Origin of the sequence: Phenylobacterium immobile (ATCC 35973), assembly GCF_001375595.1 — a bacterium.
Lineage (GTDB): Bacteria > Pseudomonadota > Alphaproteobacteria > Caulobacterales > Caulobacteraceae > Phenylobacterium > Phenylobacterium immobile.
In genome coordinates this window covers 1,553,602-1,569,069 of record NZ_CVJQ01000001.1, presented here as the reverse complement: position 1 = coordinate 1,569,069, position 15,468 = coordinate 1,553,602, and the positions used below count along the sequence as shown (strand labels likewise).

15 protein-coding genes are annotated in these 15,468 nt (G+C 64.3%); 2 read left to right on the top strand and 13 right to left on the bottom strand.

Annotated elements, in window-relative coordinates:
* Positions 1–4: 4 nt before the first annotated feature.
* The 11 genes from BN1313_RS07605 to BN1313_RS07555 form a co-directional block, all read right to left on the bottom strand.
* Positions 5–1,390, bottom strand: a complete 1,386-nt coding sequence (locus BN1313_RS07605) for a PQQ-like beta-propeller repeat protein (RefSeq protein ID WP_091738574.1) — start codon at positions 1,388–1,390, stop codon at positions 5–7.
* Positions 1,387–2,160, bottom strand: a complete 774-nt coding sequence (locus tag BN1313_RS07600) for a tetratricopeptide repeat protein (protein WP_091738570.1) — start codon at positions 2,158–2,160, stop codon at positions 1,387–1,389. The genes BN1313_RS07605 and BN1313_RS07600 overlap by 4 nt, the downstream gene beginning before the upstream one ends.
* 113 nt (positions 2,161–2,273) lie before the next feature.
* Complete coding sequence (gene panB, locus BN1313_RS07595) at positions 2,274–3,104, bottom strand: 3-methyl-2-oxobutanoate hydroxymethyltransferase (protein WP_091738567.1); 831 nt, start codon at positions 3,102–3,104, stop codon at positions 2,274–2,276.
* Between the two features lie 2 nt (positions 3,105–3,106).
* The gene (locus BN1313_RS07590) at positions 3,107–3,484 is read right to left on the bottom strand and encodes a hypothetical protein (RefSeq protein WP_091738564.1); all 378 of its coding nucleotides are present in this window, start codon (positions 3,482–3,484) and stop codon (positions 3,107–3,109) included.
* Entirely contained in the window at positions 3,477–4,055 is a 579-nt protein-coding gene (locus BN1313_RS07585) for an RNA polymerase sigma factor (RefSeq protein ID WP_091738561.1), read from the bottom strand. The genes BN1313_RS07590 and BN1313_RS07585 overlap by 8 nt, the downstream gene beginning before the upstream one ends.
* 25 nt (positions 4,056–4,080) lie before the next feature.
* A complete protein-coding gene (locus BN1313_RS07580) occupies positions 4,081–4,461 on the bottom strand; it encodes a DUF6249 domain-containing protein (protein ID WP_091738558.1) in 381 nt (126 codons plus the stop codon).
* A gap of 106 nt (positions 4,462–4,567) precedes the next feature.
* Complete coding sequence (locus BN1313_RS07575; protein WP_091738555.1) at positions 4,568–4,921, bottom strand: ArsC family reductase; 354 nt, start codon at positions 4,919–4,921, stop codon at positions 4,568–4,570.
* Positions 4,922–4,931: 10 nt separating this feature from the next.
* Positions 4,932–6,215, bottom strand: coding sequence for an MFS transporter (locus BN1313_RS07570; RefSeq protein WP_091738552.1), 1,284 nt, complete (start codon positions 6,213–6,215; stop codon positions 4,932–4,934).
* 94 nt (positions 6,216–6,309) lie between these two features.
* Positions 6,310–7,686, bottom strand: coding sequence for an aromatic ring-hydroxylating oxygenase subunit alpha (locus tag BN1313_RS07565; RefSeq protein ID WP_091738549.1), 1,377 nt, complete (start codon positions 7,684–7,686; stop codon positions 6,310–6,312).
* A gap of 143 nt (positions 7,687–7,829) precedes the next feature.
* On the bottom strand, positions 7,830–8,777 hold the full coding sequence (locus BN1313_RS07560; protein ID WP_091738546.1) for an SRPBCC family protein: 948 nt from the start codon (positions 8,775–8,777) through the stop codon (positions 7,830–7,832).
* Positions 8,778–8,897: 120 nt separating this feature from the next.
* A complete protein-coding gene (locus BN1313_RS07555) occupies positions 8,898–11,855 on the bottom strand; it encodes a Tn3 family transposase (protein WP_031286087.1) in 2,958 nt (985 codons plus the stop codon).
* Between the two features lie 139 nt (positions 11,856–11,994).
* Here BN1313_RS07555 and BN1313_RS07550 point away from each other — a divergent pair, with 139 nt between their 5' ends.
* On the top strand, positions 11,995–12,546 hold the full coding sequence (locus tag BN1313_RS07550) for a recombinase family protein (RefSeq protein ID WP_004213210.1): 552 nt from the start codon (positions 11,995–11,997) through the stop codon (positions 12,544–12,546).
* Positions 12,543–13,328 carry an SDR family NAD(P)-dependent oxidoreductase gene (locus BN1313_RS07545; RefSeq protein WP_004213209.1) on the top strand — a complete coding sequence of 262 codons (786 nt, stop codon included), beginning with the start codon at positions 12,543–12,545 and terminating at the stop codon, positions 13,326–13,328. Before BN1313_RS07550 ends, BN1313_RS07545 begins: the two co-directional genes overlap by 4 nt.
* A gap of 103 nt (positions 13,329–13,431) precedes the next feature.
* On the opposite strand, the gene BN1313_RS07540 is transcribed toward BN1313_RS07545, so the two are convergent.
* Positions 13,432–13,812, bottom strand: a complete 381-nt coding sequence (locus BN1313_RS07540) for an aromatic ring-hydroxylating oxygenase subunit alpha (protein WP_176695938.1) — start codon at positions 13,810–13,812, stop codon at positions 13,432–13,434.
* A 168-nt stretch (positions 13,813–13,980) separates the two neighbouring features.
* Positions 13,981–15,357 carry an aromatic ring-hydroxylating oxygenase subunit alpha gene (locus BN1313_RS07535; RefSeq protein WP_091738539.1) on the bottom strand — a complete coding sequence of 459 codons (1,377 nt, stop codon included), beginning with the start codon at positions 15,355–15,357 and terminating at the stop codon, positions 13,981–13,983.
* Between the last annotated feature and the right edge of the window lie 111 nt (positions 15,358–15,468).

Here is a 15,468-nt window from a genome sequence, read left to right as displayed (position 1 = left end):
ATCCTTAGCGCAGCGCGATGAGGGTCGCGTTGTCAGTGACAACATAGATCGTGCCGCCCGCGGCGATCGGCGAAATCAGGCTGCCGTCGCCGAGCGACACTCGGTTCTGAATCTCACCCGTCTTGGCGTTCAGCGCGGCCAGTTGGCCCTTCGCGCTGACGAGGATCAACCGGTCGTTCGCCAGGAGCGGGCCTGACCACAAGGGCTTGGCCTCGCGCCGGCCGCCGATGCCAAGGAAACCGCCGACCTTCTTGGTCTTCACGCCTGCGTTCAAATCGCGGATCCAGTAAATCTGACCGCTTTCACGGGCCACGCAGATCACTTCGCCGGCCTTGGAGACGACATAGACCACGTCGCCCACCGGCAGTGGCGTCGAGACGCCCGTCACCGGCAGGCTCCAGCGGGCCTGGCCCGTGCGCACATCAGTGGCGGCGAAGACGCCGGAGTGACTCACGGCGAAAACGTCGCCGCGATAGACCACCGGTCGGCCTGGGATGTCGCGGATTTCTGAGAGCGCGCTGGTCCGGCTGGCGCGTGACAGGGCCTCGTTCCACAGGTCGTTGCCGTTCTGCGCGCGCAAAGCGACCAACTCGCCGGAACCGAAGGAGGCGATCACCGTATCGCCGGTCACCGCCGGGCTCGACGCCGCCAACATGCGCGCAGGCTCCGACAGCGCCTGGTAGGACCAACCCGGCGCACCGGTGGCGGCGTCGAAGGTGAGGAGGGTGTTATCCAGGGCCACGACCATCACGCGGCCGTCGGCGACCGTGGGGGCGGCGTGGATCGGCTGTTCCGTCACCGCCGTCCAGCCAATGGCGCCCGTGGTCGCATCAAGCTGGGCTACGCCGCGATAGCCGGACGAGACGTAGAGCTTGCCGTCGGCATAGGCCAGGCCGCCGCCGAAGGCGACACGGTCGCGGCGCCCGGTCGAGGGCCGCACGGTGCGACGCCAGACTTCCGAACCGCTGCGCGCGTCCCAGGCCGAGACATCCCCGTCAGCGTCCATGACGAAGACCTTGCCGTCAGCCATCACCGGCGGCGCGGTCAAGAAGCGCGTCTTCTTGGAGCCAGAGCCGAATCCGCGCTTCCAGGCGATCGCCAGGCTGGGTGCGGCGTCTACGTGTTCGATAGACTGTTCGCGCGTCCCGCCGGGCAGCGGCCAAGCGGTCAGCTCCGTCGCCGGCGGCAGGAAGAAATCGACGCCCTTGAGGGCGTCCGCGGGGATCATCTGCTGATCGGCCGGCACGATGGAGATCCGCTTGCCCTCGGAGGCGACCTCGGACGGCCCCTTGTCCTTGTTCAGCGGATTCAGACGTGAAAGCGTGGAACAGCCGCTGACGGCGACCGTCGCGGCGAGGAGAGCGACGAGAAGAGGCGTGCGGCGGATCATTGCGGTCCCTGAGCTGGGGTCTGTGCGGGCGCTTGCGCAGCGGGCCCTTGGGGAGCGGCCCCTTGGGAAACGTTCGGGGGCGGCAGCGCCGCCGCGGCGCGGACAGTGGCGGGCACGGCGACGGCCGCACCGGAGTCGATCAGGGTGATCGCCGCCTTGGCGCGGCTGCGCGCGCCTTCCGGCGCGTCCAGCATCTGGCTGATGACGACGAACTCCTGGCGCGCGCCAGCCGTATCAGCGGCCATCAACCGGGCGAATCCTAGGGCTTCGCGGGCCTGCACACGGTAAGGGCGGCCTTCTTCCATCAACGGCTTCAAGCGCGCCTCGACATCCTTGTAGGGAGCGGTGTCGATGAGGGCCAAGGCGGATTTGAGGCGCGAAATGTCAGCGATCGCCGGATCGCCGGCAGCGTCGGCCGCCTCATCATAGAGCTTCACCGCAGCCGCCGTCCTGCCTGCCGTCAGCTGTTGGGCTGCGAGGCGCGACAAGGCCAGCGACTTGTAGCCTTTCGCGGACGATTTCGAAATTTCTGTCCAGAGGCCCGTCGCCCGAGCGGCGTCGCCCTGGGCGAAGGCCTCGGCGGCCTGAGTGAACTGTTCTGAGGCCTTGGTCTCGGCCTGACCACGCCAATGGGTGTAGCCCCAGTAGCCGCCAACACCCACCGCGCTCAGGACGACCACCGCCGCAGCGATCGGCAGGGCCTTCATAGCAAGGGTCCGGTAACGGTCGGAGCGCAGCTGCTCTTCGACCTCTTCGAACAGATCGGTCACGAATTGAAACTCCGGACTCTTCGTGTGGCGCCTTCGCCAGCAGAGGCCGGGAACCTATAGCGCGCCGTCCCTCGCCGCAACGCTTGCCCAGGCCGCAGAGCGGCTTGAACGGGCTAGCCGGCCTTCTTGGCGAAGTAGATCTCCGCCGGACCAGGGAAGCGGCGGGCCTTGACGTCCTCGGCGTAGCGTTCAGCGGCGCGGGCGATCTCGGTCCGCAGGTCGGCATAGCGGCGTACGAACTTCGGCGTCCAGTCGAATAGACCCAGCATGTCATCAACCACCAGCACCTGACCGTCACAGCCTGCCGAGGCTCCGATGCCGATTGTTGGCACGCCGATGGCGTCGGTGATCTCCCGCGCCAAGCCCTCGGCCACGCCTTCGATGACGACGGCGAAGGCGCCGGCCGCCTCGCTGGCGCGGGCGTCCTCAAGGATGCGCCTGCGCTCCTCAGCGTCCTTGCCCTTGGCGCGGAAGCCGCCGTCGGCGAGAACGGCCTGGGGCAGCAGGCCTACATGGCTCATCACCGGGATGCCGCGCTGGACGAGGTATTCGATCACCGGAGCGACGGTCGGACCGGCTTCGACCTTAACAGCCTGCGCGCCCGTCTCTTTCATCAATCGCGTCGCATTGGCGTAGGCGATCTCGTGGCCGCCTTCATAGGAGCCGAACGGCATGTCGATCACCACCAGAGCCTTCTTCGACCCGCGCATCACCGCCTGGCCATGCAGGATCATCATTTCCAGGGTGACGCCCACGGTGTTGGGCAGGCCGTGAATCACCATGCCGACCGAATCGCCAACCAGCAGCACGTCGCAGTGCTCGTCGAGGATCTCGGCGATTGGCGCGGTATAGGCGGTGAGGCAGACGATCGGCGTCTTGCCCTTGCGCTGGGTGATGTCGAGCGCTGAGACGCGGCGAACGGTGTCTTCACGGTGGGCCGACATCTTCAAATCTCCTCGATCACGCGGGTCACGACAAAGCCCAGCATGACGATCGCCAGGGCCACAGCGATCCAGACCGTGCCGCCGCCGTTGGGGACGGCCTCCAGCCAGTCGCTGTTGAACTTCAAGCGTGACGCGCTCTCGCGCAACACGACAAGGGACCCGCGCGCCGCTTCCATACGTTCGAAGACGCCGCCCATCACCAACTGGCCGCCCCCGATCAGACCCCCGGCGAGGCCGGCCGCCCCGATCATCCAACTGCGCGTGCGCCAGCCGCGATCCAGCCGTCGGCTGACCCGCTCGGCGAAGGCCTGTTCGTCAGGCAAGCCTGGGGCTTCGGCGAACAGCCGGTCGAGCCTGTGCTCAAAATCGATCTCAGCCATTGCCGCGCCTCGCTTCGGAGCTTGCGGAGTCCGGGTCCAGTCGCGCCCGGAGCTTATCCAGACCACGTTTGACATGGGATTTGACCGTTCCAAGCGGCAGGTTCAAGGCTTCTGCGGCTTCGACGTGCGATACGCCCGCGCCGTAGCAGAGCGAGACACAGATCCGTTCCACCGCGCTCAGGGTGTTTAGCGCCCTGTCCAGGTCGATCTTGCCGTCTGCGCCGGGGCCCGTCTCGGGAGCGGGTTCAGCCTCATCGGCGACCAGGGCGACCAGCCGGCGATCCTTACGGATTCGGCGCAGATAAAGCCGTGCGGCGATCTTGCGGACCCAGGCGGTGAAGGTCCCCTCCCCGCGGAACTCGGCGATCTGCTCGAAGGCGGCGATAAAGGCGTCCTGGCCGACATCGTCCGCCGTGGACCCATCCGCCCCCATTCGGCGCAGTAGCGCACGGACCGCCGTGCCATGACGCCGCACGAGCTCCTCGAAGGCGCGCCGATCGCCGGCGGCCGAGAGCGCGCACAGCTCCACGTCGTGGAGATTCGCGTAACGGACGGGGGTGGCCAGAGCCATGACAGGGGTCCTGGGCTTCCCCGCCTCAGACCTTGTTCCGGCCGAGGAAGTAGAGCGTCAGGAACGCTCCGCCCAATACGCCCGGGATCGTCGCGATACCCAGGAAATGGAAAGTGGAGTCAGGTTCAGCCACGCCGATGATCAAGCCCGCGACCACCAGGCCGATGGCGATGGCCAGCCAGATGACCCCGCGGCGCAGGTCACGCTGCGGCGAAGACGGCGGCTTGGCGGGGGCCACGTCAGCGGTGATCGCCGAGATCACTTCCGGCGGGATCGTCTGGCCCTTGTCGATGGCCGCGCGCATCGTTTCCTGAAGCTTCTGACGCTCAAGGCTTCGGAAATAGCGGGGCCCAATGACGATCGCGGTGATCATCGCAAACAGGGCCAAAGGGATCAGGATTTCCATCGTTCTTGTCCTATGGAGGGTGGGGTCATGTCCCCTTGTCTCGATGGTAAGAGGCTTCCGAAGGCCGGCCTGGATGCGTACGGCCACATGAAATCTTGGTCATGCTTCAGCTGGGAAACACCGCGGCGTAGGTCTCCGGCTTGAAGCCGGCGTAGAGATTCCCGCCGGCCGAGAGCACAGGTCGCTTGATCATCGCGGGCTGCGCCAACATCAGGCCGATCGCCTTTTCGCGATTCAGACCGGCGCGGTCGGCGTCCGGCAGCTTGCGGAAGGTTGTCCCGGCTCGGTTGAGGAGGGTTTCCCAGCCCAGGGCGTCAACCCAGCCTTCCAGGGTCGCCCGATCGATCCCCTGCTTCTTGTAGTCGTGGAAGTCGTAGGCGACCGGCTTGGCGTCCAGCCAGGTCCACGCCTTCTTCATCGTGTCGCAGTTGCGTATTCCGTAGAGGGTGACGTCAGCCATCGAAGGTCCTTCAGGCGGCGACCGCTGGTTGCGGCCGCTTGAGGGTCAAGATCAGCGCCGCGGCGGCGAGGCACATGGCGCCGGCGGCGAAAAAGGCCGGCAGATAGGTCAGCAGCATGGTGCGCGAGAGGCCGGCGCCGAAGGCCGCGGCGGCGGCGCCCAGCTGGTGGCCGGCGAAGATCCAACCGAAGACGACATTGGCCCTCTCCGGACCGAACCGCTCGGTCGCCAGCTTCACCGTGGGCGGCACCGTCGCGATCCAGTCGAGGCCATAGAAGACCGCGAAGAGCGACAGGCCCATCACGTTGAAGCCGGAGAAAGGCAGCAACAGCAGTGAGACACCGCGGAGCCCGTAGTACCAGAACAGCAGCCAGCGGCTGTCATAGCGATCAGACAGCCAGCCGGACGCCGTCGTGCCGAAGAAGTCGAAGACGCCCATAAGGGCCAGGACGCCGGCGGCGGCGACGGGCACGACGCCGTAATCGCCGCAGAAGGCGATGAAGTGCGACTGGATCAGGCCGTTGGTCGACAGGCCGCAGACGAAGAAGGTGGCGAAGAGCAGCCAGAACGTCCGGCTTGCGCGGACCGCCGCCAGCGCCTTGATCGGCGCGGCCGCCAGGGCGGCAAACCCACCCGCTTGCGCCGGCGCCGGGGCGACCTGATCATCGCCGAAAGCGGGCAAGCCCAGGTCAGCAGGCCGGTCACGCATGAACAGGGCGGCGACTACGCCGCCCGTCCCCAGCATGCCGCAGATGAAGAGGATAGAAGTCTTCCAGCCGTAGCGCTCGGTCATCGCCGCCAACAGCGGTAGGAAGACCAGCTGTCCAGTGGAGAAGCTGGCCGCCAGAAGGCCCACGACCAGACCGCGGCGCTTGGCGAACCATCGGGTGGCGACGGTGGCGCCGAGCACGACAGCCATCATCCCAGTGCCCAGGCCCACCAGCAGGCCCCAGAGCAACATCAGGTGCCAGACCTCTCTCATCATCAGCGACAACCCCAACGCCGCGACGATCACTGTCAGGGCGATCACCACCACGCGGCGTAGGCCGAACCGGTTCATGAGAACGGCGGCGAAGGGCGCGGTCAGGCCATAGATGGCGAAGCGCAGGGCGAGCGCAGCCGAGACGTCCGCCGGCTTCCAGCCGAACTGCTTCTGGAGCGGCGTCATGAAGACGCCGGGCGTGCCAACAGCGCCGGCCGTCAACAGCATGACGACAAAGGTCGCGGCCGCGACCACCCACGCGTAATGGATGTTCCGACGCGCCAGGCGCTGGGCGAGCAGGTCTGAGATCATCAAGACCCCCGCCCCCTTTCTACGCCCAGGGCGCAGAATGCAGAAAGCCCGGACCTTGCGGCCCGGGCTGTCCGGTCTTCAGAATGCCTCTGGATCAGACCAGATCGCCGGGATGCTCGACGGAGATCTGCTTCAGCTGGCCCCAGCTTTCGGCGTCCATCCATTCGGCCCAGCCGCGGTAGGTCCACAGTTGAGCGTGCTCGTTGGTGGTCGTGTCGATGTAGTGCAGGTCGCCCTCAGCGTGGTTCACCACGCCATGCTTCAAGCCCATGCTGAAGTTCAGCGGATAGCGTTTGGCGATCACGCCCTTCATGGCGCGGGTCGATTGGTCCCAGTTCTCGCCGTCGTCCTGTTCCAGCAGGCCCGCAGCCCCGAACACGTGGATCGAACGCTCGATCAGTTCGGCCTTCTTCCAGTCCGGCGCTTCCTTCGGCACGAAGGCGAACCACCAGATTTCGCACTTGTCCGGCCCCTTCGGCAGACGCAGCGACAGCTGGTGGCCGTTCGTGGCGACCCACAGGTTCGGGAAGATGTTCGGGTGACCGTTCACGTCCAGGCCGATCTCGCCCAGGGCTTCCTGCGCGCTGTCGGTCATGCGGAAGTTGTCGTTGGTCAGGACTTCGAAGCGCGGGCCCAGCAGGGCGCGCGCCTCACGGACTTCCTTGGTGAGGCGCGGGCCGCCGATGGCGTGGCCGTACTTGCCCAGGACAACGCGGTGGGCGTTGCGGATGCCGCCGTTAATCTCGGCCTTTTCGACAATCGCCTGTTCAGCGGCGTCGACGCCTTCCAGCTGCTTGCGGAAGCCCGACATGAAGGCCGAGGCGTGGCTGATCTGCGGGTGGTAGAAGTCGAACAGGTTGTCGACGGCGAGCTTCCAGTTGCAGCCGATCAGGTTTTTCTGAACGCCGCCGACGATCTCCATGTCGCCGCGCTCGGCGATCAGGTCGATGCTCATGCGGCCGACCGGGCCCAGGTATTCTTCCAGGTCCGGCGCCTCCGAATCCATGGTGGCGAAGACGAAGCCCTTGTAGCTGGCGACCTTGCCGGCCTTCACCAAGCCCCACTGCGACTTGTCCAGCTGCTCGTGGTAGAAGTCCTTGTAGCCGGGAACGCCGATCAGCTGGCCGTCGAGGCCATAGGTCCAGCCGTGGTAGGTGCAGAGGAACGAGCGGGCATTGCCCTCTTCCGCGCGGCACACCGCGTTGCCGCGGTGGCGGCAGCTGTTCAGCAGGACCTGCAGCTCGCCCTTCTTGTCGCGGGTGGCGATCACAGACTCTTCGCCGATGAAGGAGAGGAAGAAGTCGCCGGCTTTCGGGATCTGCGTCTCGTGGCACATGAAGTTCCACGCGCGGGCGAAAATGCGCTCCAGCTCCACCTCGTAGATCGCTTGGTCGGCGAAGATCGACCGATCCACCTGGCCGGTGTTCTCGTCGACCATGGTGCGGAATGGGCCCTGTGTGTCGTAAAGCATTGTTGTCCTCCAAACGTGGGAGGCGCCTGCTCACAGATGCGGGCCTCACCTTGTGTGATGAAGCTAACACAAGGTGGAGGTAAGTAAAGATTGCTTGCTAAAGCAATCCTGGGACCCGCGCTGGCGGGCCCCAGGTTGCGGTATCAGCGCGCCGAGGCGGCTTCAGGCGGACGCGTATGGTCCTTACGAAGCGCCGCCCAGCTGTCGGCGTCCATCCATTCCGACCACGCTTGATAGGTCCAAAGCTGCGCGTGCTCGTTGATGTTTGTGTCAACAAAGCTCACGCCACCCTGATTCTTCACCTCGCCGCCACCAACGTTCATGCCGAAGTGCAGAGGATAGCGGCGCGCGATCGGGCCCTTCATGGCCCGGGTCGATTGATCCCAGTTCTCGCCGTCGTCCTGTTCGAGCAGGCCCGCGGCGCCGAAAACGTGGATCGCGCGATCAACGAGGTCAGCGCGGACTTCAGGCGTCGCTTCTTTCGGGACGAAGGTGAACCACCAGATCTCGCAGCTGCTAGGGCCACGCGGCAAACGCAGAGAAACCTGGTTGCCGTTCGTCAGCCACATGTTCGGGAAGATATTCGGGTGGCCGGTGACATCGATGCCAATCTCGCCGAGCTGGGCTGCGGCTTCCGGCTTGTCGCGGAACTTCTCAACTTCAAGCTGGGACAGCTTACCGTCCAGTTCGCGACGGACGTCGCGAATTTCCTGTGTCAGGCGCGGGCCGCCGATCGCGTGACCGTAAGCGCCGAAGACCACCCGGTGGTGCGGACGGGCGACGCCGGTGACGACGCCGGCCTTGCGAGCCTTTTCCAGTTCTTCCGGCGTCAGGTTCTCGATCTGCCGTCGGAAGCCGGACATGGCCGCCGAGGCGTGGCTGATCTGCGGGTGATAGAAGTCGAACAGGTTGTCGACCGCCAGCTTCCAGTTGCAGCCGATCAGGTTTTTCTGGATGCCGCCGACGACCTCGAGGTCGCCTTTCTCAGCCATGATGTCGATGGCCATGCGGCCGACTTCACCGAGGTATTCTTCCAGGTCCGGCGCTTCCGGATCCATGGTCGCAAAGACGAAGCCGCGATAGCTGCCCACCTTGCCGGCCTTAACCAGGCCCCATTGGCTCTTGTCCAGTTGCTCGTGGTAAAAGTCCTTGTAGGGGTGACTACACGAAAGTGACGTATCTGCACGGAAAGGGCGAACGGATAGCGAACGTCACGCGGCAAGTAGGGAGTTGACGGCGCGCAGCGGTCGCAAGGCGTCCGGATCGGGTTGATCTTCAACATTCCAGCTATAGTCACCGGTCAGCGAGATATGCTCCCAGCCCAATGGCGCGATGTGGCGTGCGATTTCGTCGGCTGTGCCGATGTCCGCCAGCGCCATTTCGAGATAGCGAGTGTTCCACAAGATGATGGCGGCGACGAGCAGGTTGAGGCCGGAGGCGCGATAGGTCTGGTTCTCGAACCGACGATCGCGCAGTTCGCCGAGCTGGTTGAAGAAGAGCGCGCGGGCGAGCGCGTTGCGGGCTTCGCCTTTGTTGAGGCCCGCCTGGGTGCGCCGGCGCAGGTCGATGTCGCGCAGCCAGTCGAGCATGAAAATGGAGCGTTCGAGGCGGCCCAGCTCGCGTAGTGCGAGGGCCAGTCCGTTCTGTCGCGGATAGGCGGACAAGCGGCGCAGCATTGCCGAAGCAGTGACGGTGCCGGTGCGGATCGACGTGGCGAACCGCAGCAGTTCGTCCCAATGCGCCGCGACATGACCCAATGCGATCGGTTCGGCCGTCATGCCGGCAAGCAAGGGGCCGGATTCTTGGCCGGGAAGGAGGTGTAAACGACGCTCCTTGATGTCGCGCAGGCGCGGCGCGAAGCGGTAGCCGAAGAAGGGCATGAGGCCGAACACATGGTCCGATGCCCCGCCCGTATCGGTGTAGTGCTCCTCGATCGTCAGGCCGGTCTGGTGATACAGCAAGCCATCCAGCACATAGGGCGCTTCGCCAGCGGTCGCCGCGATCACCCGACTTGCGAAGGGGTCATATCGATCCGAGACATGGGTGTAGAAGGCAACGCCTGGTTCGTTGCCGCTGCGCGCGTTGATGTCGCCGATCGCGGCCCCACGGCCCCCGGCATGAAATTGCTGTCCGTCGCTCGACGAAGTGGTGCCGTCTCCCCACAGCGCGGCGAGCGGCATGGCGCGATGGGCGTCGATCAGCCTTCCCAACGCTTCGCCATAGGCGGCTTCGCTGATGTGCCAGTCGTGAAGATGGGCGAGCTGACGCAGACTTGCGCCCCGGCAGGTTTCCGCCATGCGTGTGAGGCCGAGATTGATGCCATCGGCGAGGATGACCGTGAGCAGCGCATTGCGATCGTCGGCTTCCCGGCCCGAACGACGATGGATGAAGCATTCGCTGAACCCGGTCCAGGCATCGACCTCCAGCAGAAGATCGGTGATCTTCACGCGCGGCAGTCGATCATAGGCGGCGCGACGGGCAATCTCGGTGGCGGGCGGTGTTGCCGCCTTCAGCGGCGAGATGATGAGACCGTTTTCGTCAAGCTTAACCTGGGGCAGCTCCCCTTGCCGTGCAAGGACCGTTACCTGCTCGATCGCCGTGTCGAGCCTGGTGCGCCGTTCCTCGATATGGCGCTCGAAATCCGTTTCGATGGCGAGCGGCAACGGCCCCTTCTCGCGCAGCGCCGCAAAGGTCGCCGGCGGTATGAGATAGCTGTCGAAATCGCGAAACTGCCGGCTTCCCGCGACCCATATATCCCCGGCTCGCAACCGCTCGCGTAGTTGCGACAAGGCGCATAGTTCATAAGCGGCACGATCAACGATGCCATCCCGCAGGACGAACGGGCGCCATGCGGGCGGCACAAAGCGTAGCGGCACGCGATCAGGCAAGCGCCGTTTGCCGGTCCGATATAGCTCCGCGATGATGGCCAGCGCTGACAGGAGCCCCTGAACCGCGCCGGCGCCGCGAAACTCGAAGGCGTTGAGAAAAGCGCCGACAAAGAGCTTCACCGTCCGATGCCGCTCGATCAATTCGGCGGTGCGATCGACGGTTTCCGGTCGCCCGAGCACTTCGGCCTGCTCGACGGCCACGGCGAAGTGCTGCCAGTCCAGCGCCTCGATCTGCGCCAGAGAATCCACGCCCTTGCTGCGCGCGTCGATGAGGAGGCGGCAAGACCCCGTGAGCGTCCGGAGGTGGCCTTGCAACTCGCGCACCGTCTTGAGGGCTTTGTCGCGGGTCCGGTTCTCGGCGCGGCGCGCCATGCTGCCCAACAGCTTGTCGAACATCGTCAGGGTGGCGTCGGTCAGGCTTTCCTCAAGCCGGATGCCGGTTGCCGCCAGCGTCGCATGGCGGCGCAGGGCATTGAGTTCGCCAAGGTGCTGGGGTGTGATGCGGCTGCCTTCGTCCGCCAGCCTGTCAAAAGTCAAAGCCGGGATCATGTCGGCACGGGCGCGATCGAGGCCCAGCGCGCGGATATAGGCGAGCCGTTCGATCAGGCGCAGGATGTTGCGCGCTGCCGGCGATTGTGGCGCATTGCGCATCCAGGATAGCCATGTCGCGACCTGCCCCGGTCGTCGGGCCAGCAAATCGTCCAGGCCCTGAAGGGTGTCAGGCAGCAGGCCATTCGTGAGCACTTCATAGGTAAGCTGTTCGGCTTGCTGGCGCGCCCGCCGCAGCACCGCTTCGAGAATCGACGGAGAAGGCAGGAGGATCTGCAGGCGCCGGAGTTCATCGACGATGACGTCTGCCATCTGGCCGGGGTGTATGATGGTCTGCGCGATTGGGACCGAGAAGGCGACAACTTCACGGAAAGCGTTGCGGTCAAAAATCCTGAACCCGTGCGATCGTCGGATTTCGACGAGATGCTCGCGACGGGTCTGGTCCCGATGGGCATAATCCGCGAAGGCTGCCGGCGCGACGCCGAGTTGCTGCGCCACATAGGCGAGCACAGGAGCGGGCGGGACTTCGCCCGCTTCCAGCGCACGGCCAGGCCATCTCATATATAGCATGAGCATCGCATAGCCGAGCCGGGTGGCATCGCCGCGACGGCGGCCGACAATTTCCAGGTCGTCGCTGGTCAGCGTATAATGACGCGCGATCTCGCGCTCATCGAGCGGCGCGCCATAATGCCTCGCCCAGATTTCCAGGCTCACCAGTCGCCGTCTCGCCAAGCATCATCTCCTTCGCTTTGCGTGTCCGTCAGACGGTCCTCTGGCGGCCAACAGGAATATGTCCGTTAACTCTGGACCTGTAACGGCGATTCGGACAAGATCGCATAATGACGGGAAAACGGACAGGATCGGGCATCATGTGGCGCTGATCGGCTATGCGCGCGTCTCGACCGCAGACCAGAAGCTGTCGCTCCAGCTTGACGCGCTGAACACTGCCGGGTGCGACCGTATATTCGACGATCACGCATCCGGGGCAAAAGCCGATCGGCCTGGCCTAACCGAAGCGCTCGCCTATTTGCGCCCCGGCGACACGCTGGTGGTCTGGAAACTCGACCGCCTCGGCCGCTCGATGAGCCACCTGATCGAGAAGGTCGGCGAGCTTGCGGCGCGCGGCATCGGGTTCCGCTCACTCACCGAGAATATCGACACCACCACTTCGGGCGGCATGCTGGTGTTCAACATCTTCGGCTCGCTGGCCCAATTCGAGCGTGACCTGATCCGTGAACGCACTCATGCCGGCCTCAAGGCCGCACGCGAGCGGGGCAACAAGGGTGGTCGCCGGCCTGTCGTTACCCCCGACAAACTACGTAAAGCGCGGGCGCATATCGCAGCGGGCCTCACTGTTCGTGAGGCGGCGGCCCGGCTCAAGATCGGCAAAACCGCCCTATACAAGGCTCTGGAAAACGCGTGAAACCGCTGGCGATCAAGAACTCGTGGGTGCTGGTCACAGGGGCTTCGACCGGTTTGGGCAGAGCGTCCGCCCTCCGCTTGGCGGCATCGTACCAGGCCAAGCCCCTGATTGTTGGACGAAGGCTCGACAACTTGCGGGAGCTACAGACCGAAATTGACGAGCGGTTCAATGTGCCGTGCGAGATTATAGTGGCTGATCAACGTGAAATCGAGGGCAGGGAGAAAATCGCGGCTAAGGTTGCAGAATTGCAAGTAACAGCCGCTTTGTTGGTTGCCGGAATGACGAGCGTTGGTTCATTTGATGCAGGCCGTGCCGACACTTATGCCGAGGTAATTGAAACAAACATACTCGGTTTCACGGATTTGCTGGCTCGCCTGATTGCGATTTTCAGGGAGCAGCCGTTTGAATCCTCAGTAATCGCCGTGTCGAGCCTGGCGGGCGAAACATCCGTGCCCTTCCAAGCGGTCTACGGCGCGTCGAAAGCCTATGTGAGCACCCTCATGCGAGCGCTTTCCGTGGAGCTTGCCGGGACGGGAGTGAGTGTTGGATCTTTTGCACCCGGTGGAATCGACACAGACATGGCTGCCCTCAGCGATTTGAAGTGGGGGAGGTTGGGTTTGATGGACGTTGACCGGTGCGCGGCCCATGCAGTCCACGCTCTGGTTTATCGGCAATCCTTCGCCATACCGGGGATGGGCAACCAGCTCACATATTTGGCGAGCAGGGTTCTACCTCGATCGTTGGTCAATCGGATTGCCGCCCTCCCATATCGGCGCCCGTAGGGCGGCACCACATAAAAGGGGCAGGAAAGCCTGCGAATAGCATCTGCTGGCATCGTACCGGATTTGTTCGCCCTTAGCGTGCAGATACGTCACTTTCGTGTAGTCACCCCTTGTAGCCGGGCACGCCGATCAACTGGCCGTCGAGGCCGTAGGTCCAGCCGTGGTAGGTGCAGAGGAAGGACCGGGCGTTGCCCTCTTCCGCCCGGCACACCGCATTGCCACGGTGGCGGCAGCTGTTCAGCAGGACCTGCAGCTCACCCTTCTTGTCGCGGGTGGCGATGACGCTCTCTTCACCGATGAAGCTCAGGAAGAAGTCGCCGGCCTTCGGAATCTGCGTCTCATGGCACATGAAATTCCAGGCGCGGGCGAAGATCCGCTCGAGCTCAAGTTGATAGATGGCTTCGTCCGCATAGATCGAGCGATCGACCGTCCCGGCCTGAACATCCACCAGACTGCGAAAGGGCCCTTGGGTTTCATAAAGCATTCGGACATCCTCCAAGTTCTGCGGCCGCCTCATTTCGCGACCCTTGCTTTAGCAAGTAGATTGGCCTCGTCGGCCACTTTTGTAAACGCCGTCAGTTAATTTCGCCGCCGGAATCAAAACGCCCGGCCGCTGAGCGACCAGGCGTTCCTGAGTGCTTGCTCGCGGTCCTTACCGAACGCCGTCGAGGGGCGCCGAGGTCGCGATCTGCCCCAGCTGCGCCCAGCTTTCGGCGTCCATCCACTCCGACCAGGCTTGATAGGTCCAGAGTTGGGCGTGTTCGTTGACGTTGGTGTCGACGTAGGAGACGCCCGCCACCCGCTGCACGGGGGCCAGACCCACGCCCATGCCGAAGTTCAGCGGATAGCGTTGGGCGACCACGCCCTTCATGGCGCGGGTCGATTGGTCCCAGTTCTCACCGTCGTCCTGTTCGAGCAGGCCGGCCGCGCCGAAGACATGGTTGGCGCGCTCGATGATCTCGGCCTTCCGCTCTTCGGTTTCCTCCTTCGGGACAAAGGTGAACCACCAGATTTCCGTCGCGCTCGGGCCCTTGGGCAGACGCAGCGAGAGCTGGTAGCCGGTCATCCAGAGGTTCGGGAAGATGTTAGGGTGGCCGCCCTGCTTCAAGCCGACCTCGCCGAGCGCTTCCTGCGCCTGCGGGCGATCACGGAACTGGTCCTGCACCAGGCCATCCAGCTTGTCGCCAAGGATCGCCCGGGCCTCCAGCATCTCTTCGGTGATGCGCGGGCCGCCGACGGCGTGGCCGTACTTGCCCATGGAAACACGGTGGTGGGGACGCAGACCCCCGCCCAGCACACCGGCTTTGGCGGCCATGTCCATCTCTTCCGTCGTCAGCTTGTTCAGCTGCTTGCGGAAGCCCGACATGGTGGCTGAGGCGTGGCTGATCTGCGGGTGGTAGAAGTCGAACAGGTTGTCGACGGCGAGCTTCCAATTGCAGCCGATGACGCTCTTTTGGACGCCCTTGACCGCCACCATCTCCTCGCCCTTCTCGGCGATCAGATCGAGGCCCATGCGGCCGACTTCGCCGAGGAACTCTTCAAGATCCGGCGCTTCCGGGTCCATGGTCGCGAAGACGAAGCCCTTGTAGGAGGCGACCTTCCCGGCGCGGACGAGGCCCCATTGGCTCTTGTCGAGCTGCTCGTGGTAGAAGTCCTTGTAGCCGGGGACGCCGATCAGCTGGCCGTCGAGACCGTAGGTCCAGCCGTGATAGGTGCAAAGGAAGGACCGGGCGTTGCCCTCTTCCGCGCGGCAGACCGCATTGCCGCGGTGGCGGCAGCTGTTCAGCAGAACCTGAAGCTCACCCTTCTTGTCGCGGGTTGCGATCACGCTCTCTTCGCCGATGAAGCTCAGGAAGAAGTCGCCCGCCTTCGGGATCATGCTTTCGTGGCACATAAAGTTCCACGCTCGGGCGAAGATGCGTTCCAACTCAAGCTGGTAAATGCCCTCGTCAGCATAGATCGAACGATCGACCAGGCCGGTCTTGACATCGACGAGGCTGCGGAACGGCCCCCGGATTTCGTGAAGCATTTGCGTCCTCCAGTTTGACCGTGGACGCTTGTCGCCGCGTCCCTTGCTCGGGCAAAAAGTTGGGCCGGGACCTATGATTTGTAAACGTCGACGTCAGTTTTCGGCCAACGC

What these genes read in the sequence shown, in the direction of transcription:
- BN1313_RS07540 (WP_176695938.1), bottom strand. Translation starts at nt 13,812, where the DNA reads ATGCTTTATGAAACCCAAGGGCCCTTTCGCAGTCTGGTGGATGTTCAG.
- BN1313_RS07605 (WP_091738574.1), bottom strand. Translation starts at nt 1,390, where the DNA reads ATGATCCGCCGCACGCCTCTTCTCGTCGCTCTCCTCGCCGCGACGGTC.
- BN1313_RS07580 (WP_091738558.1), bottom strand. Translation starts at nt 4,461, where the DNA reads ATGGAAATCCTGATCCCTTTGGCCCTGTTTGCGATGATCACCGCGATC.
- BN1313_RS07590 (WP_091738564.1), bottom strand. Translation starts at nt 3,484, where the DNA reads ATGGCTGAGATCGATTTTGAGCACAGGCTCGACCGGCTGTTCGCCGAA.
- BN1313_RS07570 (WP_091738552.1), bottom strand. Translation starts at nt 6,215, where the DNA reads ATGATCTCAGACCTGCTCGCCCAGCGCCTGGCGCGTCGGAACATCCAT.
- BN1313_RS07565 (WP_091738549.1), bottom strand. Translation starts at nt 7,686, where the DNA reads ATGCTTTACGACACACAGGGCCCATTCCGCACCATGGTCGACGAGAAC.
- BN1313_RS07575 (WP_091738555.1), bottom strand. Translation starts at nt 4,921, where the DNA reads ATGGCTGACGTCACCCTCTACGGAATACGCAACTGCGACACGATGAAG.
- BN1313_RS07585 (WP_091738561.1), bottom strand. Translation starts at nt 4,055, where the DNA reads ATGGCTCTGGCCACCCCCGTCCGTTACGCGAATCTCCACGACGTGGAG.
- BN1313_RS07535 (WP_091738539.1), bottom strand. Translation starts at nt 15,357, where the DNA reads ATGCTTCACGAAATCCGGGGGCCGTTCCGCAGCCTCGTCGATGTCAAG.
- panB (WP_091738567.1), bottom strand. Translation starts at nt 3,104, where the DNA reads ATGTCGGCCCACCGTGAAGACACCGTTCGCCGCGTCTCAGCGCTCGAC.